Origin of the sequence: Vibrio comitans (assembly GCA_024346835.1) — a bacterium.
GTDB lineage: Bacteria > Pseudomonadota > Gammaproteobacteria > Enterobacterales > Vibrionaceae > Vibrio > Vibrio comitans.
In genome coordinates this window covers 2731803-2754388 of sequence record AP024866.1, presented here as the reverse complement: position 1 = coordinate 2754388, position 22586 = coordinate 2731803, and the positions used below count along the sequence as shown (strand labels likewise).

Sequence of the window (22586 nt, the reverse complement as noted above, 5' to 3'; positions counted from 1 at the left end):
AATGGAATTGATGGTTAAAGGTGCTGATGCACTAACTGTTTCCGAGACTACTTTCGGACGTGACTTCAACGAAGCTCTTGTACACCAAGTAGTTGTTGCATTTGCAGCAGGTGCTCGTCAAGGTACTCGTGCTCAAAAGACTCGTTCTGAAGTATCTGGCGGTGGCGCTAAGCCATGGCGTCAGAAAGGTACTGGCCGTGCACGTGCTGGTACAATTCGTAGCCCAATCTGGCGTTCAGGTGGTGTTACTTTTGCTGCGAAACCACAAGATCACAGCCAAAAAGTAAACAAGAAAATGTACCGCGGCGCTATGAAGAGCATTCTATCTGAGCTAGTTCGTCAAGAACGTCTAGTTGTTGTAGATAACTTCTCAGTAGAAGCACCAAAAACTAAAGAGCTAGTAGCTAAGCTTAAAGATCTTGAGCTTAACGACGTTCTAATCGTGACTAGTGAAGTAGATGAGAATCTATTCTTAGCTGCTCGTAACCTTTATAAAGTTGACGCTCGTGACGTTGCTGCGATTGATCCAGTAAGTCTTATTGCGTTCGACAAGGTTCTAATTACTGCTGACGCAGTGAAGCAAGTTGAGGAGATGCTGGCATGATCACTGAAGAGCGTCTACTAAAAGTTCTACGTGCTCCACATATCTCTGAAAAAGCAACTATGGCTGCAGAGAAAGCGAACACTATCGTTTTCAAAGTAGCAAAAGATGCAACTAAAAAAGAGATCAAAGCAGCTGTAGAAAAGCTATTTGAAGTTGAAGTTAAGTCTGTAAATACTCTTGTTCTTAAGGGTAAGACCAAACGTCAAGGTATGCGTGAAGGCCGTCGTTCAGACGTGAAAAAAGCTTACGTTACTTTGAAAGAAGGTCAAGATCTTGACTTCGTTGGCGGTGCGGAATAACAGGAGTAGTTAAGAATGGCTATTGTTAAATGTAAGCCGACTTCCCCTGGTCGTCGTCACGTAGTTAAAGTTGTTAACGCTGACCTACACAAGGGTAAGCCATACGCTCCACTTCTAGAGAAAAACTCTAAGAACGGTGGTCGTAACAACAACGGTCGTATCACAGTACGTCACATCGGTGGTGGTCACAAGCATCACTACCGTGTAGTTGACTTCAAACGTACTAAAGATGGCATTCCAGCGAAAGTTGAGCGTCTAGAATACGATCCAAACCGTAGCGCAAACATTGCTCTAGTTCTGTACGCAGACGGTGAGCGCCGCTACATTATCGCACCTAAAGGTATTTCAGCTGGTGATACAATCCAGTCTGGTGTTGATGCGCCAATCAAAGCAGGTAACACTCTGCCGATGCGTAACATCCCAGTTGGTTCAACTGTACACTGTGTTGAGCTTAAGCCTGGTAAAGGTGCACAAATTGCTCGTTCTGCAGGTGCATACGCACAAATCATCGCTCGCGATGGTGCATATGTAACTGTACGCCTACGTTCTGGCGAGATGCGCAAAGTTCTTTCTGAAGGTCGTGCAACGATCGGTGAAGTTGGTAACTCTGAGCACATGCTACGTGAACTAGGTAAAGCTGGTGCTTCACGCTGGCGCGGCGTACGTCCAACCGTACGTGGTGTAGTAATGAACCCGGTAGATCACCCACACGGTGGTGGTGAAGGTCGTACATCTGGCGGTCGTCACCCTGTATCACCTTGGGGTCAGCCTACTAAAGGCTTTAAGACTCGTAAGAACAAGCGCACTGACAAGTACATCGTACGTCGTCGTAACAAGTAATCTATAAAGAGGAATCGCCATGCCACGTTCTCTCAAGAAAGGTCCTTTTATTGACCTACACTTGCTGAAGAAGGTAGAGAAAGCGGTGGAAAGCGGAGACAAAAAGCCTATTAAGACTTGGTCCCGTCGTTCAATGATCATCCCAACAATGATTGGTTTGACCATCGCTGTCCATAATGGTCGTCAGCACGTACCAGTATTCGTAACCGAAGAAATGATCGGTCACAAACTGGGCGAATTCGCACCAACTCGTACTTATCGCGGCCACGCTGCAGATAAGAAAGCTAAGAAGAAATAAGGAGTAGATGATGGAAGCTTTAGCTAAACATAACTTTGCTCGTATTTCTCCACAGAAAGCGCGCCTTGTAGCGGACCAAATCCGCGGCAAGAACGTTGATCAAGCACTAGAAATCCTAACTTTCAGCAACAAAAAAGCTGCTGTACTAGTTAAGAAAGTTCTTGAATCAGCAATCGCAAACGCTGAGCATAACGAAGGTGCAGATATCGACGATCTAAACGTCGCTAAAATCTTCGTAGATGAAGGTCCTATCATGAAGCGTATTATGCCTCGTGCTAAAGGCCGTGCCGACCGTATCTTGAAGCGTTCTTGCCACATCACAATTGTTGTTGCAGACGCTTAAGACTAGGAGATAAGCAATGGGTCAGAAAGTACATCCTAATGGTATTCGTCTTGGCATCGTTAAGCCTTGGAATGCTACATGGTTTGCTAATACCAAAGATTTCGCTGACAACCTAGACGGCGACTTCAAGGTACGTCAGTTCCTTACTAAGGAACTTTCAAAAGCGTCTCTTTCACGTATCGTTATCGAGCGTCCAGCTAAGAGCATCCGTGTGACTATTCACACTGCTCGTCCTGGCGTTGTTATCGGTAAGAAAGGTGAAGACGTTGAGAAGCTACGCGCAGCTGTAGCTAAAATCGCAGGTGTACCAGCGCAAATTAACATCGCTGAAGTACGTAAGCCTGAGCTAGATGGTCAATTAGTGGCTGATAGCATCGCGTCTCAGCTAGAGCGTCGTGTTATGTTCCGTCGTGCTATGAAGCGCGCAGTTCAGAACGCAATGCGTCTTGGCGCTAAAGGTATCAAAGTAGAAGTAAGCGGCCGTCTTGGCGGTGCTGAAATCGCGCGTACTGAATGGTACCGTGAAGGCCGTGTGCCACTACATACCCTTCGTGCTGACATCGATTACGCAACTTCTTCGGCTCACACTCAATACGGTGTGATCGGCATTAAAGTCTGGATCTTCAAAGGTGAAATCCTAGGCGGTATGCCAGCTGCTAACGCAGTAGAGCCAAAGGCTGACAAGCCTAAGAAGCAGCGTAAAGGCCGTAAGTAAGGAGTCGACAGATGCTACAACCTAAACGTACTAAGTTCCGTAAGGTTCAGACTGGTCGTAACCGTGGCCTAGCTAAAGGTACTGAAGTAAGCTTCGGCGAATTCGGTCTTAAAGCTGTTGGTCGTGGACGTATTACTGCTCGTCAAATCGAAGCGGCACGTCGTGCAATGACACGTCATGTTAAACGTCAAGGTCAAATTTGGATTCGTATCTTCCCAGACAAGCCGATTACTGAAAAACCTCTTGAAGTTCGTCAAGGTAAAGGTAAAGGTAACGTTGAGTACTGGGTTGCTCAAATCCAACCTGGCAAGGTTATGTACGAAATGAATGGCGTACCTGAAGAGTTGGCACGTGAAGCGTTCCGCCTAGCGGCACGTAAACTGCCTATCAAAACAACATTTGTAACTAAGCAGGTGATGTAATGAAAGCACAAGAGCTACGTGAAAAAAGCGTTGAAGAGCTTAACGCTGAGCTATTAAATTTGCTACGTGAACAGTTTAACTTGCGCATGCAAGCAGCGACTGGTCAACTACAGCAAACACATACTCTTAAAGCTGTACGTCGTGATATCGCACGTGTTAAAACCGTATTGACTGAGAAGGCAGACGCATAATGAGCGACAAAATCCGTACTTCACTTGGTCGTGTTGTTAGTGACAAAGGCGATAAGTCTATTGTTGTTGCTATCGAGCGCATGGTTAAACACCCAATTTACGGCAAGTTCGTAAAGCGCACGACTAAGATTCACGCACATGATGAAAACAACGAGTGTGGCCTAGGCGATACCGTTGAAGTTCAAGAGTGTCGTCCACTGTCTAAGACTAAGTCTTGGACTTTGGTGAAAGTTGTAGAAAAAGCGAAAATCTAATTTTCGTTAATTTTTAGCAACTTAAAGCGGCTTCCAGATTTTTTTGGGAGCCGCTTATTTTTTGTCTACCCAATTGCAAAAAAGGGTGGTACAATTCGCGTCCCTTTAAAGAGGCAGCCCGACCCGAGAGGGTCTAGTTTTTAATATTTAGCGGAGCACTAACAATGATCCAAATGCAAAGTACACTTGACGCTGCAGATAACTCTGGCGCGCGCAAGGTAATGTGTATTAAGGTTCTGGGTGGCTCACACCGTCGTTATGCACATATCGGTGACATCATTAAAGTTACAGTGAAGGAAGCAATTCCTCGCGGTAAAGTTAAAAAAGGTGATGTACTGAAGGCGGTTGTTGTGCGCACTCGTAAAGGCGTACGTCGTCCAGACGGTTCTGTCATTCGCTTCGACCGTAATGCTTGTGTATTGTTGAATGACACTACTGAGCAACCAGTCGGCACTCGTATCTTTGGCCCAGTGACTCGTGAACTTCGTAATGCGAAATTCATGAAGATTGTATCACTGGCTCCAGAAGTACTATAAGGAGCACAGAAATGGCAGCTAAAATCCGTCGTAATGACGAAGTAATCGTTCTTGCTGGTAAAGATAAAGGCAAGAAAGGTAAAGTAACTAAGGTTCTAGCAACCGGTAAAGTTATCGTTGAAGGTATCAACCTTGTTAAGAAACACCAGAAGCCTGTACCGGCAATGGGTGTTCAAGGTGGTATCGTAGAGCAAGAAGCAGCAATTGATGCTTCAAACATTGCAATCTACAACGCAGCTACTGGTAAAGCAGACCGTATCGGTTTCCGTTTTGAAGATGGCAAGAAAGTTCGTTTCTTCAAGTCTAACAACGAAATCGTTTCTAACTAAGAATAGAGTAATTTGGAGTGAACTATGGCGAAACTGCATGATTACTACAAGTCGTCTGTAGTCGCTGAACTGACCAAAGAGTTCAGCTACACAAGCGTCATGCAAGTCCCTAGAATCGAAAAGATCACCCTTAACATGGGTGTGGGTGAAGCAATTAACGATAAGAAGCTTCTAGAAAACGCAGCATCTGATATGGCAACGATCTCTGGTCAAAAGCCACTTATCACTAAAGCGCGTAAATCTGTTGCAGGCTTTAAAATCCGTGAAGGCTACCCAATCGGTTGTAAAGTAACCTTGCGTGGCGAACGTATGTGGGATTTCCTTGAGCGTTTGATTAACATCGCTCTACCACGTGTACGTGACTTCCGTGGTGTTAGCGCTAAGTCTTTTGACGGACGCGGTAACTACAGCATGGGCGTTCGCGAGCAAATCATCTTCCCGGAAATCGACTTTGATAAAGTTGATCGCGTTCGTGGTCTTGATATTACTATCACGACTTCTTCGAACACCGATGAGGAAGGCCGAGCTCTGCTGGCTGCCTTTAACTTCCCATTCCGTAAGTAAGGTGAAGGGTTACTGTTATGGCTAAACAATCTATGAAAGCGCGCGAAGACAAACGCGCGAAGCTAGTAGCAAAATTCGCTGAAAAGCGTCGTGCGCTAAAAATCACTATCAGTGATGTAAACGCATCTGAAGAAGAGCGTTGGGACGCAGTTCTTAAACTGCAATCTCTTCCACGTGATTCAAGTGCATCACGTCAGCGTAACCGTTGCAACCAAACTGGTCGTCCACACGGTTACCTACGTAAGTTCGGTCTTAGCCGTATTAAGGTTCGTGAAGCTTGCATGAAAGGCGAGATTCCGGGTCTTCGTAAGGCTAGCTGGTAATTTGCCACTTAATCATTTGGAGTATAACGTATGAGCATGCAAGATCCGATTTCGGATATGCTGACCCGCATTCGTAACGGTCAGGCAGCAAACAAAGTTGCTGTAAAAATGCCTTCTTCAAAGCTTAAAGTTGCAATTGCTACTTTGCTGAAAAACGAAGGTTACATCACAGACTTCGCTGTAGAAAGCGGAGCAAAACCAGAGCTAGAAGTTACTCTTAAGTACTTCCAAGCAAAACCAGTAATCGAGCAAATCCAACGTGTTTCTCGTCCAGGTCTGCGTGTCTATAAGAATAAAGACAGCCTTCCTTCAGTGATGGGTGGTTTGGGTATTGCTGTAGTGTCCACTTCCAAAGGTCTTATGTCTGACCGCGCCGCTCGCAAAGCGGGTCTTGGTGGTGAGATCATCTGCTACGTAGCTTAAGGAGTAGAATATGTCTCGTGTTGCTAAAGCACCTGTCGCTATTCCAGCTGGAGTAGAGGTGAAGATTAACGGTCAAGAAGTTACTGTGAAAGGCCCTAAGGGTGAACTTTCTCGCGTTTTCAACAACGCAGTAGTAGTTTCTCAGGAAGATAACAACCTAACTTTCGGTCCACGTGAAGGTGTAGCTGGTGCTTGGGCACAAGCTGGTACTGCTCGTGCACTTGTAAACAACATGGTTGTTGGTGTTACTGAAGGCTTTACTAAGAAACTGGTTCTTAAGGGTGTTGGTTACCGTGCTGCTATTAAAGGCAACGCTGTAAACCTAACTCTAGGTTTCTCTCACCCAGTTGAGCACGCTGTGCCAGCGGGTATTAAAGCTGAATGTCCTAGCCAAACTGAAATTGTTCTAACTGGTGCTGATAAGCAACTAGTTGGTCAAGTTGCGGCTGACATTCGTTCTTACCGTGAGCCTGAGCCTTATAAAGGTAAAGGTGTTCGTTACGCAGATGAATATGTGCGTACCAAAGAAGCTAAGAAGAAGTAAGGTAACACTATGGATAAGAAAGCATCTCGCATCCGTCGTGCTACACGTGCACGTCGTAAGATTGCTGAACTTCGTGTGAACCGTCTAGTAGTACACCGTACTCCTCGTCATGTGTATGCACAGGTTATTGCACCAAACGGCTCTGAGGTTATCGCAGCTGCTTCTACTGTAGAAAAAGCGATCCGTGAGCAAGTGAAGAACACTGGTAACGTTGACGCTGCTAAAGCTGTAGGTAAAGCTATTGCTGAGCGCGCTATCGAAAAAGGCATTTCAAATGTTGCTTTCGATCGTTCTGGTTTTCAATACCACGGTCGAGTAGCGGCGCTAGCAGATTCTGCTCGCGAAGCTGGTCTGAAATTCTAAGGTAGGGTTGATCGATGGCTAAAGAACAACAACAAGCTTCAGATTTGGCAGAAAAACTAATCGCCGTTAACCGCGTTGCTAAGACGGTTAAAGGTGGTCGAATCTTTAGTTTCACTGCACTAACAGTAGTTGGTGACGGTAACGGTCGCGTAGGTTTCGGTTACGGCAAAGCTCGTGAAGTACCTGCAGCGATTCAAAAAGCAATGGAAAAAGCACGTCGTAACATGGTTACTATCGCGCTTAATGAGGGTACTCTTCACCACGCGGTGAAAGGTCGTCACACTGGCTCTAAAGTTTACATGCAGCCAGCTGCGGAAGGTACAGGTATCATCGCCGGCGGTGCGATGCGTGCAGTACTTGAAGTTGTAGGTGTTCACAACGTACTAGCGAAAGCGTACGGTTCAACGAACCCTATCAACGTAGTTCGCGCGACTATTGATGGTTTGAGCGGCATGAAATCTCCAGAGATGATAGCTGCTAAACGTGGTCTAACTGTTGAAAATATTTCGGAGTAAGCACCATGGCAACTATTAAAGTAACTCAAACTAAAAGCTCAATCGGTCGTCTACCTAAGCACAAACTGTGCTTACGTGGTCTTGGCCTTCGTCGCATCAACCACACAGTAGAACTTGAAGACACGCCTGCAGTACGCGGCATGATCAACAAGGTTTACTACATGGTTAAAGTTGAGGAGTAATCAGAAATGCGTTTGAATACTCTATCACCGGCTGCGGGTTCTAAGCCTTCTAAGAAGCGCGTAGGTCGTGGTATCGGTTCTGGCCTTGGTAAAACAGGTGGCCGTGGCCATAAAGGTCAAAAGTCTCGCTCTGGCGGCAGTGTTCGTCCAGGTTTTGAAGGCGGTCAAATGCCTTTGAAACAGCGTCTACCTAAGTTCGGCTTCACTTCTCGTAAGAGCCTAGTGTCTGCTGAAGTTCGTCTAGCTGAGCTAGCGAAAGTAACTGGTGACGTTGTAGATCTAAACAGCCTTAAAGCTGCTAACGTAATCACTAAGAACATCGAATTTGTAAAAGTTGTTCTTTCTGGTGAAATTAACAAAGCTGTGACTGTTAAAGGTCTTCGCGTAACTAAAGGCGCTAAAGCTGCTATTGAAGCTGCCGGCGGTAAAATCGAAGAATAATCTTCGAGGGAAAGGTACAGATGGCTAAAAAACCAGGACAAGATTTTAGTAGTGCAAAAAGTGGCGTAGCGGAACTGAAAACACGCCTATTATTCGTATTAGGCGCGTTGTTAGTGTTTCGTGCGGGTTCTTTTGTGCCGATCCCTGGTATTGACGCGGCTGTACTTGCCCAACTGTTAGAACAGCAGCAGGGCACCATCGTTGAAATGTTTAACATGTTCTCCGGTGGTGCACTTGAGCGTGCATCTATCTTGGCCCTTGGTATCATGCCGTATATTTCGGCATCGATTGTGGTCCAGTTGCTAACTGTGGTTCATCCCGCTCTAGCCGAGCTTAAAAAAGAGGGTGAAGCTGGCCGTCGTAAGATCAGTCAGTACACACGTTATGGCACGCTTGTACTTGCAACATTCCAAGCTATCGGTATAGCAACAGGCTTACCGAACATGGTCGACAATCTGGTTGTTATCAACCAAACCATGTTCACCCTGATTGCAACCGTGAGTTTAGTAACCGGTACCATGTTTTTGATGTGGTTAGGTGAACAAATTACAGAGCGCGGAATTGGTAACGGTATTTCGTTAATCATCTTTGCAGGTATTGTTGCAGGATTGCCTTCGGCAATTGGTTCGACAATTGAGCAGGCGCGTCAAGGTGAATTGCACGTACTTCTTCTATTGTTGATTGCAGTTTTAGCATTTGCTGTTATCTACTTTGTTGTATTCATGGAACGTGGTCAGCGTCGTATCGTCGTTAACTACGCCAAGCGTCAACAAGGTCGTAAGGTATTTGCAGCGCAGAGCTCTCACTTGCCATTGAAAATAAACATGGCTGGTGTTATCCCTGCGATATTTGCATCAAGTATTATTTTGTTCCCAGGAACATTAGCACAGTGGTTCGGTCAGAACGGCGAAAGTGCAACATTCGGTTGGTTAACTGATGTTTCACTTGCATTAAGTCCGGGTCAGCCTCTGTACGTAATGCTTTATGCATCAGCAATCATCTTTTTCTGCTTCTTCTACACGGCGTTGGTTTTCAACCCGCGTGAAACAGCAGATAACTTGAAGAAGTCTGGTGCTTTCGTACCCGGCATCCGCCCAGGAGAGCAGACAGCTAGATACATTGATAAAGTTATGACTAGACTAACCCTAGCGGGTGCTCTATATATTACCTTTATCTGTCTGATTCCCGAGTTCATGATGGTCATGTGGAACGTACGTTTCTACTTTGGCGGCACATCACTACTAATCGTAGTTGTTGTAATCATGGATTTCATGGCACAGGTACAGACTCATCTGATGTCACAACAGTATGATTCTGTGTTGAAGAAAGCAAACCTGAAGGGCTACGGCCGTTAATACGGTCTTAGTTCCAGGTTTCATTTACGGAGTTTAGCAATGAAAGTTCGTGCTTCCGTTAAAAAAATCTGCCGTAACTGTAAGGTTATCAAGCGCAACGGTGTTGTGCGCGTAATCTGCAGTGAGCCAAAGCACAAACAGCGCCAAGGCTAATTAGCAGAAATTTTTACTTGAAAAACAGGGTAGGTTCGAGTATATTCCTCGGCCTACCTTTTGCGTGCAAAAGAAGTAGTATGCCGCAGCGTATCCTCGACGGGCTTTGCTGCGGATAATTCTTTACATAAGTACTAGGAGTGAATAGTGGCCCGTATAGCAGGCATTAACATTCCTGATCATAAGCATTCTGTAATTGCACTTACTGCAATCTACGGTATTGGTAAAACTCGCTCTCAAGCTATTCTAGCTGAAGTGGGTATTGCTGAAGATGCTAAGATCAGTGAACTAACTGAAGAGCAGATCGATCAACTGCGTGATGGTGTAGCTAAATACACTGTAGAAGGTGATCTACGTCGTGAAGTATCGATGAACATCAAGCGTCTTATGGACCTTGGCTGTTACCGCGGTCTTCGTCATCGTCGCAGTCTACCACTACGTGGACAGCGTACTAAAACCAACGCTCGCACCCGTAAGGGTCCGCGCAAGCCGATCAAAAAATAATCGGATAAGGTAGAGAGTACAATGGCAAAACAACCAACTCGCGCACGTAAACGCGTTCGCAAGCAAGTAGCTGATGGCGTAGCGCACATTCATGCTTCTTTCAACAACACAATCGTAACCATCACCGACCGTCAAGGTAACGCACTAGCTTGGGCTACTGCAGGTGGTTCAGGTTTCCGTGGTTCTCGTAAGTCAACTCCGTTCGCAGCTCAGGTTGCAGCAGAGCGCGCTGGCGAAATGGCTAAAGAATATGGCCTAAAGAACTTGGAAGTTATGGTTAAGGGCCCTGGTCCTGGTCGTGAGTCAACTATCCGTGCACTAAACGCTGCTGGATACCGCATCACTAACATCGTTGATGCAACTCCGATCCCTCATAACGGTTGTCGTCCACCTAAGAAACGTCGCGTTTAAGTTTCGTTTCTAGGAATATTGGAGAAAGAACATGGCTAGATATTTGGGTCCTAAGCTGAAGCTTAGCCGTCGTGAAGGTACTGACTTATTCCTTAAGTCTGGTGTCCGCGCGATCGATACCAAGTGTAAAATTGATAACGCACCAGGTGTACACGGCGCTCGTCGCGGTCGTCTATCTGAATATGGCGTTCAGCTTCGTGAGAAGCAAAAAGTTCGTCGTACATACGGCGTTCTAGAAAAACAATTCCGTAACTACTACAAAGAAGCTGCACGCCTTAAAGGCAACACAGGTGAAAACCTGCTTCAGCTTCTTGAAGGTCGTCTTGATAACGTAGTTTACCGCATGGGCTTTGGCGCAACTCGCGCAGAAGCACGTCAGCTAGTTAGCCACAAAGCTATCTTAGTTAACGGTAAAGTTGTAAACGTTCCTTCATTCAAAGTAGCGGCAAATGACGTTGTTTCTATCCGTGAGAAAGCTAAACAGCAATCTCGCATTAAAGCGGCTCTAGAAGTTGCTGAACAACGTGAAAAGCCAACTTGGATTGAAGTAGATGGCAGCAAAATGGAAGGCACGTTCAAGCGTTTACCAGAACGTTCTGATCTGTCTGCTGACATCAACGAACACCTGATCGTCGAACTTTACTCTAAGTAAGGTTTAAACTAAAGAGAGGACACAATGCAGGGTTCTGTAACAGAATTTCTTAAGCCACGTCTTGTTGATATCGAACAGATCAATACGACACACGCAAAAGTAACTCTTGAGCCATTAGAGCGTGGTTTCGGCCATACTCTTGGTAATGCACTTCGCCGTATTCTTCTATCTTCTATGCCGGGTTGTGCCGTAACAGAAGTAGAGATTGAAGGTGTGCTACACGAATACAGCACTAAAGAAGGCGTTCAGGAAGACATTCTTGAGATCCTACTAAACCTTAAAGGTTTGGCTGTACGCGTAGCGGAAGGCAAAGATGAAGTGTTTATTACACTGAACAAATCAGGCTCAGGCCCTGTGGTTGCAGGTGACATCACCCATGATGGTGATGTAGAGATCGCTAACCCTGAGCACGTTATTTGTCATCTAACAGATGACAACGCTGATATCGCTATGCGTATCAAAGTTGAACGTGGTCGTGGTTATGTTCCAGCTTCAGCTCGCATCCATACTGAAGAAGATGAGCGCCCAATCGGTCGCCTACTTGTTGACGCTACATACAGCCCAGTAGACAAAATTGCCTACTCTGTTGAAGCAGCACGTGTAGAGCAACGTACTGATTTGGACAAGCTTGTTATCGATATGGAAACGAACGGCACTCTTGAACCGGAAGAAGCTATCCGTCGTGCAGCAACTATTCTTGCTGAGCAATTGGATGCGTTCGTAGATCTTCGTGATGTACGAGTTCCAGAGAAAGAAGAAGAGAAGCCGGAGTTCGATCCTATCCTACTTCGTCCTGTAGACGATCTTGAGCTAACAGTTCGCTCTGCAAACTGTCTAAAAGCAGAAGCGATTCACTACATTGGTGATCTTGTTCAGCGTACTGAAGTGGAGCTTCTTAAAACCCCTAACCTTGGTAAGAAATCACTTACTGAGATTAAGGATGTGCTTGCTTCTCGCGGCTTGTCTCTAGGTATGCGCCTAGAAAACTGGCCACCAGCGTCTATCGCTGAAGATTAATCAATATTAGTTAGAAGGATTAGGTCATGCGCCATCGTAAGAGTGGTCGTCAACTCAACCGCAACAGCTCACATCGCAAAGCGATGTTCAGCAATATGGCTAGCTCTCTTGTACGTCATGAAGTTATCAAGACTACATTGCCAAAAGCAAAAGAGCTACGTCGCGTAGTTGAGCCTTTGATTACATTAGCTAAGACTGACAGTGTTGCTAACCGTCGTCTGGCATTTGCTCGCACTCGTGATAACGAAGTTGTGGCAAAACTATTTAACGAACTAGGTCCACGTTTCGCTGCTCGTCAGGGCGGTTACACACGTATCCTAAAAGCTGGCTTCCGTGCTGGTGATAAAGCTCCAATGGCTTACATTGAGCTTGTAGATCGCCCAGCTGCTGAAGAAGCTGCTGAGTAATAGTTCAGTTAGAACTGAAAAGCCGGGCTTATGCCCGGCTTTTTTGTGTCTGAAATTTAGGTAATGGCAATAACTAGTGAAGCACTGTCCTAACTAAAGTCAGTATTAATTATCCCCACAAGCTTGTTAATGAACCTAGCAATCCGCTACTTGCCCCTTCTGACGTCAAATATTGCAATATAATCGGTGCAAATTGAGAAACCAACGCAGGGTCGATACCCAATCCTTCGAAGGTACTCTTTACTGAATCCATGTTGGTGATCATTGAGGTCAAGCCAGTCGATCCCGTAAAACTGTCTAAGCCAGGGATGAGTGAGCTTAATTCACTCGAGTTTTCATCTGATAGTTGCGTTTGAGCCAACGAAAGTAGCGCTCCAGCACCACCTGCGGCCTGAGTTGGTGTGACATTCAATTCACTGGTGAGCAAGTCCGTTAAAGGTGTGCTTTGAGCAGTGTTAAGCTGCTGATTTACTTGTTCAGTCAGAGCTGACATATCTGCTTTTTCTTCATCATCATCTGAACCAAATAAGCCAAACAACGCGTAACTTGGTGTACTAAGTACTAAGGCACCAATTAAGGTAGATACAGCTAGTCCCTTCATTCCGTATTCCTCTTTATTTTAGGTTTCTTAAGTCTAGGAAAAGAATGAGGGCTTTGCCCAGTTTGCATGGATGAATAGGCAATAAAAAACGGCGTCGAGTGCGCCGTTTTTCTATTAAAAGAATCCAGAAGACATTATTGGTTTAATGCTTGCTCTAGGTCAGCAAGAATATCGTCAATATGCTCGATGCCAACAGATAAGCGAATCATCTCAGGGCTTACGCCGGCATTTTTCTGCTCAAGCTCAGTGAGCTGACGGTGTGTTGTTGATGCAGGGTGGCAAGCTAGCGATTTTGCATCGCCAATATTGACCAGGCGCTTGAAGATCTGCAAAGCGTCATAGAACTTAACACCGGCTTCGTAACCCTCTTTCAAACCAAATGAGAGGATGCTAGATGGCTTACCTTGCATGTATTTCTGTGACAGTTCGTAGAATTCTGAATCAGCAAGGCCTGCATAGCTGACCCAGCTAACCTTTGGATGCTTCTGTAGGAAATTAGCCACCTTAATTGCGTTCTCACAATGGCGTTCCATACGCAAAGAAAGAGTTTCTAGGCCCTGCATTAGCATAAAAGCATTCATAGGAGACAGTGCTGAACCTGTGTTTCTCAATGGCACGGTGCGTGCGCGACCAATGAATGCGGCCTCGCCAAAGGCTTCAGCATAAACTACGCCGTGATAAGAAGGCTCCGGTTGATTGAATACCGGGAATCGGTCTTTGTGTTGCGCCCAAGGGAACTTCCCTGAGTCGATGATCATGCCGCCTAAAGTTGTACCGTGACCACCTACATATTTAGTTAATGAGTGAACCACGATATCAGCGCCGTGCTCGATAGGTTTACATATCGCCGGTGTAGCCACAGTGTTATCCACGATGACAGGAACCCCTTGTTGGTGCGCTAATGTAGAGATGCCTTCGAGATCGGCGATGTTACCTGCTGGGTTACCGATGGATTCACAGTAAACCGCTTTGGTTTTTTCATCTATCAGTGCGGCTAAGGTTTCTGGCTTATCATCGGCAGCGAATCTTACCTCGATGCCTAAACTCGGGAACATGTGAGCGAATAGAGTATAGGTGCCACCGTACAGCTGCGGAGTTGACACTATGTTGTCGCCCGCTTGCGCTAAGGTGAGTACAGCGTAGTGTATTGCCGAGCTTCCCGCACTCACTGCTAGACCTGCGATACCGCCTTCTAGCGCCGCCATACGTTTTTCTAACACATCATTGGTTGGGTTCATGATTCGGGTGTAAATATTACCCGGAACGGCGAGATCGAATAGGTCAGCACCATGCTGCGCATCATCGAACTCATAGGCTACGGTTTGATAAATTGGAGTAGCGCAAGATTTCGTAGTTGGGTCGGTTTCGTATCCATGATGGATAGCTAGAGTTTCGTCTTTCATCAGCTTATTCCTGTCCGTGTGGAAGAAATAAGATGCCATGCTTTTATGGGGTTCGACAAGAGGGGCTGTGTCGCGTTTTTGAACAAAGAGTTTGCATAAAAAAAGGCTTTTCCCTAGAGAAAAGCCTTTTTAAACAAAGTGTTTGCAAGAATTACAGGATAGCCAGTAGTTCTACTTCAAATACTAGTGCAGCAAACGGAGGGATTGCAGCGCCAGCGCCACGCTCACCGTATGCAAGATCTTGAGGAATGTATAGCTTCCACTTAGAACCAACAGGCATTAGTTGAAGTGCTTCAACCCAGCCTTTGATAACGCCAGTTACAGGGAACTCAGCAGGTTGACCGCGAGATACAGAGCTGTCGAATACAGTACCGTCAGTTAGCTCACCGTGGTAATGAACACGTACTTGAACGTCAGCTGATGGGATTTCACCAGTACCTTCGGTTAGTACTTCGTATTGAAGACCAGACTCAAGAACAGTAACTTCTGAGCGAAGAGCGTTGTCTTTAAGGAACGCTTCACCGTCAGCAGCAGCAACTTTAGCTTGTTCAGCACGTGCAGATTCAACACGAGTGTGAAGCTCTTGAAGAGCGTTGTTGATCTCGTCAACTTCGATTGCTGGCATGCCGCCAGTCAAAGCTGTTGCGATACCTGCAGCGATAGCGTCAACGTTAAGGCCTTCAAGACCACTGCCAGCTAGTTGCTGACCCATTTGTAGACCGATACCGTAGCTTGCTTTTTGCTCTACAGTTTCGAATTGAACTTCAGACATAATTGTCACTCTCAGTTTTTTGGTATAAAGGCGCAAGCATACCAGTTCTGGCTAGCGTTGAAAATTGCTCCTATAAATGCTGGTCAAATTTTATATAAATAATCTAAGTATCAGCGTCCATTCGACGACTAAGATTGTAAAAATCAAGTGAGCTAACACTGGAGTAGCTCTCAATTTCAGTTAAATTTCGTTCAATTCTGTTTCATAGAGAGTGTGAGGAGTGTTCATTGAACGGTTTTTTTTATATCCTGATAGAAATGGATAAGTCGGAGTGATATGGGATGAATCGACGTACCCGCTCTAAGAGACACACAGAAGTATTATTAGAAACGTGGAACCAAATAGAGTGGAAAGCACTGCCTTCAAAGATCAAAGGTGGCGTGACTTCATTACCGAAATTACATCGCAGGGCATTAATGGTGGTGGTACCCATTACCTTGATCCTTGTTTTTATGCCAACACCAAATATCACTTCAGGGATTGAAGCGGGCACTCCAATTAACGAAAGGGTATCTGTACCTATCAACACTCGTGGTTTGAGTGAACAGTCAGTGACTACTACTACGACATCAAGCGTTGCAGTGTCAGGTGATGAACCTGTGAAAGAGCAATGGATTGAGTATGAGGTGAAAGCTGGCGACACCTTAGCAAATGTGTTTCGTGAAAATAGCCTTGCAATGACGGATTTGAATGCCTTGGCAAAGATTGAGGGAATAGATAAGCCTCTTAGTCAGATTAAGCAGGGGCAACTGGTACGATTCAAGCGGGATGCAGAAGGTCGCTTAGACATTCTTCAATTAGAGCGCTCTGGTGATTCAGTGATGTTCTTTAGATTATCAGATGGTGGCTTTGGTCGTAGTAAGTAACTACTTACTACGGTTTTCTTCGCATATTTATGTGCGGGATACCATCTTCAAGGTAAGGCGCGGAAAAAGCCTCGAAACCATGTCTTTTATAAAACTGCTCTAAATGCGCTTGAGCACCAATTTCAATGGCTTGATCGGGCCATAGTTGCAGGCACTCAGTTACCGCCTTCTTCATCAAACTATGCCCTAGCTTTAACTCTCTCACCGATGGGCATACTACCACTCTACCTATACTGGTAGCCGGATAAGATAACCCAGCGGGAATCAGACGAGCGCCGGCAACCACTCTTTCGTCAATGAGCCCAATGAGGTGTTTAACGCCGTCAAACAGGTCTTTCTCATCCAGTTCTGGGTAAGCACACTCTTGCTCGACGACAAATACATCGACACGAAGCTTTAATACTTGATAGAGAAGTCGGTTGTCTATCTCGTCAAAGGAAAGCAGTTTCCATTCAATCATGTAAGTACCCATTTACTAACAGTGTTGCGATTGCCCTTAGGTTATCACAACTCTTTAGTGAATTAAGATAGGGACTGCATGTCTATTTTTAAGTCAATTAAGTAATAACAGATGAAAATATAGAATTTCCAGTTATAAATTGAACACTGCATAATCGATCGAAATCTCATTAACAGGACGTTAGTATGCTCGACACAGTTGTTCCTCTTACTCCGCGCTCGGCAATTGACTCTAAATTGCCTTATACAGCCCTTAGAAAAGGGGAAGTTGCATTGGTTGGAGCAGGACCTGGAGATCCAGAATTGTTAACTATCAAAGCCCTTAACATGCTGAGACAAGCCGAGGTTATCTTATACGACTACCTAGTATCGGATGAGATAATGTCGCTAGTCTCTAGCGACGCTATCCTTGTTTGTGTGGGCAAGCGAGCGGGTGCTCATAGTGTTCCACAGCACAAAACCAATCAGCTACTTGTGGACTTTGCCAAACAAGGCTATCGCGTTGTAAGAATTAAAGGTGGCGATCCTTTTGTGTTCGGGCGAGGTGCGGAAGAATTAGAGATCTTGGTGGATAACGGTGTGAGTTTTCAAGTGGTACCCGGTATTACGGCCGCGTCTGGAGCAACAGCATATGCTGGTATTCCTCTTACTCACAGAGATTACGCGCAGTCAGCACTGTTTGTTACTGGTCATCTCAAAGATGAAGACTCGAGTGTTGACTGGTCTACGCTAGCGAGAAAGAACCAAACGCTCGTCATCTACATGGGGTTGATGAAATCTGGCTTCATAGAGAAGCAGCTTCAGCACCATGGCAGGGCAGAAGATACTCCTATCGCGATTATTGAGCGTGGCACACAGTCCTCGCAAAAAGTCATCTATGGCAAGCTTTCAGAGTTAAGTCAGCTATCGACACAGGCTGCCTCTCCAGCACTAATTGTGGTAGGAGAAGTGGTTGCTCTAGGCAAGAAATTAGAGTGGTTCAACAAAGACAGTGAACATAGCCAAGAGTTGGCTTACGTCTAATAAAAAGGGCCTGAGTGATTACTACTCAGGCCCTTGGAATTGGCTAGCGGTTTTAGTCTTCGTAAGCCTCTAATGAGACTCCATTAAGAAGATAGCCAGTTTGAGCTAATTCGCTTTCTATGGTTTGCGCTTTTAGTTCACCAACTACATACACCACATCCCACAACTGCTGGACCGGAGCCCCACTAGGGAACTTCACGTAGATGATTTGGTTTGGCGGTGGCGGTGGTACGTGAATACAAGCGCCAAAGTAGGGGACGAGTAAAAACTCAGTCACTTTATTAGCATCGCCCTCTAATGGGATCACAAACCCCGGGATCTTCACTTGGCTGCCATCTAGTTCGGTACGAACTGATCCAACCATAGATTGTGCCGCAGCGTTTCCATCATGACTTGAAGCCGATGGCATACCTTGAATATCAAATTGAGCGCGCTCACTTTCAGGAACCAGATCAATCCAGTTCAGCTGAAGGGGTTCAGCATGCGCAACAATGTTAAACATTGTTAGCGCGATAGTCGCAACCCAAAGGGTTATCTTCTTCATAACTTCTCTCTTAAATTCGAATTGTCATGCCATCAGCAAGAGACTGACGATATGCCCTAAATGCAGGTATAAATCCGATGACAACTCCCGCGCCTAATACTAGGCCAATCAGAGTCCATTCATGAGTGGTCAACATATTCAATTCAATACTTATACCATAAAGTTGTTGCACTATGGGTTTCAGTATCAATAACAGAGCGTAAAGCCCTGCGACACCGGTAGCAATACCAGCCATAGTCAGCGCTGTTGCTTCGCTTACTAGCAACACAAATATGTGGCGAGGCCTTGCGCCCATCGCTCTTAATATGGCCATTTCTCTGCGGCGCTCTTGTAAGCTAGTTAACAAGCTACTTAGCATACCAAGTAGACCTGCTATCACCACAAAGCCAGATACCGCTAGCAAGGCTTGTTCTGCAACTGACATCATGCCCCAAAGCTCGTGTAAGGCAATGCCAGGCAGGATCGCACTCAAAGGTTCTTTATTGTACGTATTAATTTGGCGCTGCAGGGTAAAGGTTTGTATCTTAGACTTTAACCCCAGCATGAAGGCGGTAATTTCTTTAGGCTGAAAATCTATTTTCTCTAGTACCTCGGCGCCGGGGTTGCCCCCCATGTTGGTGCCAGATTCCCATCCGACATGAATGGCTTCTATCGCCTGCAGAGATACGTGCACCGTTTTATCAACCGGAGTCCCGGTTGGTGCCAAGATACCGACCACTTTAAATGGCAGGTTGTCATGCCTTGCAAAGCCAACATCCGCGATGCCGTGAGCTATGATGATCTCTGTTCCTACTTCGTAACCGAGAGTCTTCGCGACATCAGCGCCAATGGTCGCTTCAAAAAGACCATTGAATGGTTTACCAGCGCTCAGTTCTAGGTGCTGTTTTTTACCGTATTTGTAGTGATCAAAATAGGCTTGTGTGGTGCCCATCACCCTAAAGCCTTTATGGGAGTCGCCAAGGGAGATAGGAATAGCCCAGTCTACCGCTGGATTATTACTGAATTCTTCAAAACTCTTCCAATCGATATTATTGGTAGCATTACCGATACGAAACACCGAGTAGAGCAGCAGGTTCACCTGTCCTGAGCGAGCACCCACTATCAAGTCGGTGCCAGAGATAGTGTTAGCAAAGCTGTTTTTAGCTTGGGTACGAATACGTTCTACGCCAAGGAGTAATATGACCGAGATAGCCACTGTTAAGATGGTGAGAAAAGCAGTGGTCTTTCGGTTTGAAAGGCTTTTCCAAGCTAAATGCGCGGTCGCTTTCATTAATTTAATGCTCCGGTTTTAACTAGGTTGATATCTTGCAGGTTGATGCCCGTATCGAATAGTTTTTCAAGAGTGGGGTCGTGACTAACAAAGACTAACGTTGAATTGGCTTTCTCTGCTTGCTCCATGAGTAATTCGATAAACGCGGTTCGGTTTGCATAATCGAGAGCTGAAGTTGGTTCATCAGCAATGATAAGCTGCGGCTTGCCAATGAGCGCTCGCGCTGCTGCGACACGTTGTTGTTGCCCGATACTCAGCTCTACTACGGGCTTATGCAATAGGTCTTCAGCAAGGTGAAGTCTCATTAATAGCTCGCGAGCTTGTTGCTTGAGATCTCCATCGACACCATTTTTTCTTTGCGTAGAGAAATGACAAGGAAGCACGACATTATCAATCACAGATAAGTAAGGCAGTAGATTAAACTGCTGGAAAATATAACCAATGTTATCCGCTCGAAATCTATCTCTTTGAGTCTGAGATAGGGAAGATAATTCAGTGTCTAACACCTTAAGAGAGCCACTTTCGCAAGAAGCAATTCCTGTCAGCAGGCTAAGCAGAGTCGATTTACCACAACCACTAGGGCCCTTGATAAATACATGCTCTCCTCTATTTACCGTAAGTTTTGGTATATCTAGGGTAGGAGTCGGATTATCTGGCCATGAAAAGCGAACATCTTGCAGTTCGATAACGGTGTCTATTTGAGAACGTTTGGTCACTATGTTTCCTATATCAATCTGTTGAAAAGTGACAGGAGATGGCCACTCCTTTGGGGCGTGGCCATTTTTTGACTAAAGCTTGATGACAGTGTTGCCTTTGGTGAGCTCAGTGGCAATCTGTGCAGAGTCGGTTAGCAGATTAACACGAATTGTTTGCGTGCCACTGAATAGCTTGAACCAATCGCTGTCAATCTCGGCAAGTTTGCTGACATCTTTACATTGGTACTGATACGCAATGTTGAATTCACCGTGGCCGCCACTATGATCGTGGTCATGGTCATGGTCATGGTCATGATGCTCATGGTGATCGTGACCATCAGCGTGTTTATCGTGGTCATGCTCGGAATGATCGTGTGCATCATGGTCGTGATGCTCGTGTTCATCTGCATGCTTGTCGTGGTCGTGAGAGTCATGGTCATGCCCATCATGATGATCAGCGTGATCGTCATGGTGTTTGTCATGATCGTGGCCAGAGTGGTCATGATCTTCATCACCACCTAGTGTGTGAGAAACTTGGGCTGTAGACAGTTCACAGCCTGCTGCTGGGCTCATTTTTAAGATAGAGTCAGCGGCATTAAGTTGAGCAACTGCTTTTTCTAGAGCTTGACGTTGCTCATCATTGTTTGGTGCGTGCTCAAAGCCCACCACATCTGCACCAGGGGCAAGAATTTCAACAAGAAGGTCTTCGCCATCTTGAGCAATATTAAACTCAACACTACCGTGAACGTGAGCGCCATGTTGACGGAAGTTTTCTTCAGCATGAACTGAAACAGAGGCTACCGCTAGCGTTACAGCGCTTAGGGTGAATAGTGGCTTAACAGCTTTTATCATTGTTCTAATTACCTAAAGGAGTAGAAGCGACGCATTGTAGCGTCGAATTCTTTCAATCATATTTCTCTGCTATATCTAAACCCAAGGGGTTAAGTTTGGGCTAGATAACAGAACTCAGACAGCCAAGCTTCTAAAAAGTTTGAGTTTTATAGGTTTTCTCTAACCAAAGTGATCACTTGTTGTATCTCTTCAGCCGTTAACTCACCCTCTTTAGCCCAAAGGATATTACCGTTCTTATCTTGCACCGCTATCAATGAAGTCTTTGGTTCAAGGTCCCACGCTTTTGCTACAGCACCATTTTCATCTAACACGATTGAAGAGTGCGGGAACTCGATTTTACTGTCCTCTGCACTCGATTTTACAAATGAGCTAGTACCCCAAATGGCATCGTCTTGATTGACTATGGTCGTGGTTTGGTACTTATCCTGTGGGAAGTCGGCTTGGACTATTGCATCTATCATTGGCTTATTTAGAGCCTTAGCTGCAGAGCGACCGGCAATAGCTTGTATCACACGTGTCTTACCCACCATGCTTGCTGAATCCCACTCATGATATGTTATATCATCATTTTTTACCATCGCTTCCCCATGACTGGCCACGCTCACCATTGGGGCTTTGTCTCCGGTATTTAGGTTCAGCGCCCATGAAGACAAAGGTAGAGTCATTCCAAGTACTGCGATTAAGTGTTTTGCTTTCATATTTCTTCCGTTGTTGTGCTACAAGCGATAGGTGGTTTTAAGTATATGTTAAATAGATTATTTCACACTTAAGACTCATTATTTTGTGGTGGGAAACAGACGCCAGTACCGCCTATTCCGCAATAACCATTCGGGTTTTTGGCTAAATATTGCTGGTGGTATTCTTCTGCTAAGTAGTAGGGGCCAGCTACTGCTATCTCTGTGGTAATAGAAGGTTTTCCCGACTGGACTAGCAGTTGCTGATAAGTCGTCAGTGACTCTTTCGCAGCAACTAAATGCTCATCACTGTAGGCATAAATAGCAGAGCGGTATTGAGTGCCTCTGTCATTGCCTTGGCGCATCCCTTGAGTAGGGTCGTGCTTTTCCCAAAATACTTGCAGTATTGCCGCTAAAGACACCTGATCTGGATCGAAGACGACGCGTACGATCTCTGTATGACCGGTTTGCCCAGAACAGACCTCTTCATAGGTCGGGTTAGGCGTATAACCTCCGGCATAACCGACGGACGTAGATACAACGCCAGGGATATTCCAGAAAAGACGCTCTGCTCCCCAAAAACAGCCCAAACCAAGCAATATTTGTTGGCAACCTTTTGCTGGTGGCGCGGTCAAATCAGTGTGGTTTACGAAGTGTTGTCCAAACTCAAGGATCGGATTATCGCGACCTGGAAGTGCATCTTCCTTTGAAATCATGATTTGTTTGTCAAACATGTGGCCTC

At 45.6% G+C, this 22586-nt stretch carries 38 protein-coding genes; 28 read left to right on the top strand and 10 right to left on the bottom strand.

Annotated elements, in window-relative coordinates:
- Position 1 precedes the first annotated feature (1 nt).
- The 26 genes from rplD (at position 2) to rplQ (ending at position 12685) form a co-directional block, all read left to right on the top strand.
- Positions 2–604, top strand: coding sequence for a 50S ribosomal protein L4 (rplD, locus tag OCU46_RS12675; protein ID WP_141270906.1), 603 nt, complete (start codon positions 2–4; stop codon positions 602–604).
- Entirely contained in the window at positions 601–903 is a 303-nt protein-coding gene (gene rplW / locus OCU46_RS12670) for a 50S ribosomal protein L23 (RefSeq protein ID WP_017029101.1), read from the top strand. Before rplD ends, rplW begins: the two co-directional genes overlap by 4 nt.
- A 15-nt stretch (positions 904–918) precedes the next feature.
- Complete coding sequence (rplB, locus tag OCU46_RS12665) at positions 919–1743, top strand: 50S ribosomal protein L2 (protein WP_141270905.1); 825 nt, start codon at positions 919–921, stop codon at positions 1741–1743.
- Between the two features lie 19 nt (positions 1744–1762).
- On the top strand, positions 1763–2041 hold the full coding sequence (gene rpsS, locus OCU46_RS12660; RefSeq protein WP_004736729.1) for a 30S ribosomal protein S19: 279 nt from the start codon (positions 1763–1765) through the stop codon (positions 2039–2041).
- Positions 2042–2051: 10 nt separating this feature from the next.
- Complete coding sequence (gene rplV / locus OCU46_RS12655; RefSeq protein ID WP_021712519.1) at positions 2052–2384, top strand: 50S ribosomal protein L22; 333 nt, start codon at positions 2052–2054, stop codon at positions 2382–2384.
- Positions 2385–2400: 16 nt separating this feature from the next.
- Positions 2401–3099, top strand: coding sequence for a 30S ribosomal protein S3 (gene rpsC, locus OCU46_RS12650; RefSeq protein ID WP_017029097.1), 699 nt, complete (start codon positions 2401–2403; stop codon positions 3097–3099).
- Positions 3100–3110: 11 nt separating this feature from the next.
- Complete coding sequence (rplP, locus tag OCU46_RS12645) at positions 3111–3521, top strand: 50S ribosomal protein L16 (RefSeq protein ID WP_017029096.1); 411 nt, start codon at positions 3111–3113, stop codon at positions 3519–3521.
- Positions 3521–3712 (top strand): 50S ribosomal protein L29, encoded by a 192-nt coding sequence (gene rpmC / locus OCU46_RS12640; protein WP_017029095.1) that lies wholly within the window; start codon positions 3521–3523, stop codon positions 3710–3712. Before rplP ends, rpmC begins: the two co-directional genes overlap by 1 nt.
- Positions 3712–3966: a 30S ribosomal protein S17 gene (gene rpsQ, locus OCU46_RS12635; protein WP_017029094.1), complete on the top strand. Its 255-nt coding sequence runs from the start codon at positions 3712–3714 to the stop codon at positions 3964–3966. Before rpmC ends, rpsQ begins: the two co-directional genes overlap by 1 nt.
- A gap of 164 nt (positions 3967–4130) precedes the next feature.
- Positions 4131–4502, top strand: coding sequence for a 50S ribosomal protein L14 (rplN, locus tag OCU46_RS12630; protein ID WP_006075569.1), 372 nt, complete (start codon positions 4131–4133; stop codon positions 4500–4502).
- Positions 4503–4513: 11 nt separating this feature from the next.
- Positions 4514–4831, top strand: coding sequence for a 50S ribosomal protein L24 (rplX, locus tag OCU46_RS12625; RefSeq protein ID WP_017029092.1), 318 nt, complete (start codon positions 4514–4516; stop codon positions 4829–4831).
- Positions 4832–4855: 24 nt separating this feature from the next.
- Entirely contained in the window at positions 4856–5395 is a 540-nt protein-coding gene (rplE, locus tag OCU46_RS12620) for a 50S ribosomal protein L5 (protein WP_017029091.1), read from the top strand.
- A gap of 17 nt (positions 5396–5412) precedes the next feature.
- The gene (rpsN, locus tag OCU46_RS12615; RefSeq protein ID WP_141270904.1) at positions 5413–5718 is read left to right on the top strand and encodes a 30S ribosomal protein S14; all 306 of its coding nucleotides are present in this window, start codon (positions 5413–5415) and stop codon (positions 5716–5718) included.
- 30 nt (positions 5719–5748) lie between these two features.
- Positions 5749–6141, top strand: a complete 393-nt coding sequence (rpsH, locus tag OCU46_RS12610; RefSeq protein ID WP_017029089.1) for a 30S ribosomal protein S8 — start codon at positions 5749–5751, stop codon at positions 6139–6141.
- A 10-nt stretch (positions 6142–6151) separates the two neighbouring features.
- Positions 6152–6685 carry a 50S ribosomal protein L6 gene (gene rplF / locus OCU46_RS12605; RefSeq protein WP_141270903.1) on the top strand — a complete coding sequence of 178 codons (534 nt, stop codon included), beginning with the start codon at positions 6152–6154 and terminating at the stop codon, positions 6683–6685.
- Between the two features lie 9 nt (positions 6686–6694).
- Positions 6695–7048 carry a 50S ribosomal protein L18 gene (rplR, locus tag OCU46_RS12600; RefSeq protein ID WP_021712512.1) on the top strand — a complete coding sequence of 118 codons (354 nt, stop codon included), beginning with the start codon at positions 6695–6697 and terminating at the stop codon, positions 7046–7048.
- A gap of 14 nt (positions 7049–7062) precedes the next feature.
- Entirely contained in the window at positions 7063–7563 is a 501-nt protein-coding gene (gene rpsE / locus OCU46_RS12595; RefSeq protein ID WP_017029086.1) for a 30S ribosomal protein S5, read from the top strand.
- A 5-nt stretch (positions 7564–7568) separates the two neighbouring features.
- Positions 7569–7745 (top strand): 50S ribosomal protein L30, encoded by a 177-nt coding sequence (gene rpmD, locus OCU46_RS12590; RefSeq protein ID WP_017029085.1) that lies wholly within the window; start codon positions 7569–7571, stop codon positions 7743–7745.
- Positions 7746–7751: 6 nt separating this feature from the next.
- Positions 7752–8186, top strand: a complete 435-nt coding sequence (rplO, locus tag OCU46_RS12585; protein WP_021712509.1) for a 50S ribosomal protein L15 — start codon at positions 7752–7754, stop codon at positions 8184–8186.
- Positions 8187–8206: 20 nt separating this feature from the next.
- Positions 8207–9541, top strand: a complete 1335-nt coding sequence (gene secY / locus OCU46_RS12580; protein WP_017029082.1) for a preprotein translocase subunit SecY — start codon at positions 8207–8209, stop codon at positions 9539–9541.
- 39 nt (positions 9542–9580) lie between these two features.
- Positions 9581–9694, top strand: a complete 114-nt coding sequence (rpmJ, locus tag OCU46_RS12575; protein ID WP_000868186.1) for a 50S ribosomal protein L36 — start codon at positions 9581–9583, stop codon at positions 9692–9694.
- 147 nt (positions 9695–9841) lie between these two features.
- Positions 9842–10198 (top strand): 30S ribosomal protein S13, encoded by a 357-nt coding sequence (gene rpsM / locus OCU46_RS12570; protein WP_004738779.1) that lies wholly within the window; start codon positions 9842–9844, stop codon positions 10196–10198.
- 21 nt (positions 10199–10219) lie between these two features.
- A complete protein-coding gene (rpsK, locus tag OCU46_RS12565) occupies positions 10220–10609 on the top strand; it encodes a 30S ribosomal protein S11 (protein ID WP_004398450.1) in 390 nt (129 codons plus the stop codon).
- A 31-nt stretch (positions 10610–10640) separates the two neighbouring features.
- Entirely contained in the window at positions 10641–11261 is a 621-nt protein-coding gene (gene rpsD, locus OCU46_RS12560) for a 30S ribosomal protein S4 (RefSeq protein ID WP_119009569.1), read from the top strand.
- Positions 11262–11285: 24 nt separating this feature from the next.
- Positions 11286–12278, top strand: a complete 993-nt coding sequence (locus OCU46_RS12555) for a DNA-directed RNA polymerase subunit alpha (RefSeq protein ID WP_141270902.1) — start codon at positions 11286–11288, stop codon at positions 12276–12278.
- A 26-nt stretch (positions 12279–12304) separates the two neighbouring features.
- Positions 12305–12685, top strand: coding sequence for a 50S ribosomal protein L17 (rplQ, locus tag OCU46_RS12550; RefSeq protein WP_005383141.1), 381 nt, complete (start codon positions 12305–12307; stop codon positions 12683–12685).
- 109 nt (positions 12686–12794) lie between these two features.
- On the opposite strand, the gene OCU46_RS12545 is transcribed toward rplQ, so the two are convergent.
- The 3 genes from OCU46_RS12545 to OCU46_RS12535 all read right to left on the bottom strand — a co-directional run bounded on the left by OCU46_RS12545 (position 12795) and on the right by OCU46_RS12535 (position 15461).
- Entirely contained in the window at positions 12795–13286 is a 492-nt protein-coding gene (locus tag OCU46_RS12545; protein ID WP_141270901.1) for a DUF2780 domain-containing protein, read from the bottom strand.
- Positions 13287–13420: 134 nt separating this feature from the next.
- A complete protein-coding gene (locus OCU46_RS12540; RefSeq protein ID WP_141270900.1) occupies positions 13421–14689 on the bottom strand; it encodes an O-acetylhomoserine aminocarboxypropyltransferase/cysteine synthase family protein in 1269 nt (422 codons plus the stop codon).
- A gap of 151 nt (positions 14690–14840) precedes the next feature.
- The gene (locus OCU46_RS12535; RefSeq protein ID WP_141270899.1) at positions 14841–15461 is read right to left on the bottom strand and encodes a BamJ family beta-barrel-assembly machinery protein; all 621 of its coding nucleotides are present in this window, start codon (positions 15459–15461) and stop codon (positions 14841–14843) included.
- Between the two features lie 281 nt (positions 15462–15742).
- Between OCU46_RS12535 and OCU46_RS12530 the strand changes: the two genes are divergently transcribed.
- The gene (locus OCU46_RS12530; RefSeq protein WP_141270898.1) at positions 15743–16327 is read left to right on the top strand and encodes a LysM-like peptidoglycan-binding domain-containing protein; all 585 of its coding nucleotides are present in this window, start codon (positions 15743–15745) and stop codon (positions 16325–16327) included.
- A 7-nt stretch (positions 16328–16334) separates the two neighbouring features.
- On the opposite strand, the gene OCU46_RS12525 is transcribed toward OCU46_RS12530, so the two are convergent.
- Positions 16335–16787 carry a GNAT family N-acetyltransferase gene (locus tag OCU46_RS12525; RefSeq protein ID WP_141270897.1) on the bottom strand — a complete coding sequence of 151 codons (453 nt, stop codon included), beginning with the start codon at positions 16785–16787 and terminating at the stop codon, positions 16335–16337.
- Between the two features lie 185 nt (positions 16788–16972).
- Between OCU46_RS12525 and cobA the strand changes: the two genes are divergently transcribed.
- Entirely contained in the window at positions 16973–17809 is an 837-nt protein-coding gene (gene cobA / locus OCU46_RS12520) for a uroporphyrinogen-III C-methyltransferase (RefSeq protein WP_141270896.1), read from the top strand.
- Positions 17810–17861: 52 nt separating this feature from the next.
- Here the strand turns inward: cobA and OCU46_RS12515 are convergent, their stop codons facing one another.
- From OCU46_RS12515 to msrA, 6 genes are all read right to left on the bottom strand, one after another.
- A complete protein-coding gene (locus OCU46_RS12515) occupies positions 17862–18353 on the bottom strand; it encodes a DUF3299 domain-containing protein (protein ID WP_141270895.1) in 492 nt (163 codons plus the stop codon).
- 10 nt (positions 18354–18363) lie between these two features.
- On the bottom strand, positions 18364–19623 hold the full coding sequence (locus OCU46_RS12510; protein ID WP_141270894.1) for an ABC transporter permease: 1260 nt from the start codon (positions 19621–19623) through the stop codon (positions 18364–18366).
- Complete coding sequence (locus OCU46_RS12505) at positions 19623–20339, bottom strand: ABC transporter ATP-binding protein (RefSeq protein ID WP_141270893.1); 717 nt, start codon at positions 20337–20339, stop codon at positions 19623–19625. The genes OCU46_RS12510 and OCU46_RS12505 overlap by 1 nt, the downstream gene beginning before the upstream one ends.
- Positions 20340–20411: 72 nt before the next feature.
- The gene (zrgA, locus tag OCU46_RS12500) at positions 20412–21170 is read right to left on the bottom strand and encodes a zinc uptake protein ZrgA (protein ID WP_141270892.1); all 759 of its coding nucleotides are present in this window, start codon (positions 21168–21170) and stop codon (positions 20412–20414) included.
- A gap of 146 nt (positions 21171–21316) precedes the next feature.
- The gene (locus tag OCU46_RS12495) at positions 21317–21868 is read right to left on the bottom strand and encodes a YtfJ family protein (RefSeq protein WP_141270891.1); all 552 of its coding nucleotides are present in this window, start codon (positions 21866–21868) and stop codon (positions 21317–21319) included.
- A gap of 68 nt (positions 21869–21936) precedes the next feature.
- Complete coding sequence (msrA, locus tag OCU46_RS12490; protein ID WP_141270890.1) at positions 21937–22578, bottom strand: peptide-methionine (S)-S-oxide reductase MsrA; 642 nt, start codon at positions 22576–22578, stop codon at positions 21937–21939.
- Positions 22579–22586 lie beyond the last annotated feature (8 nt).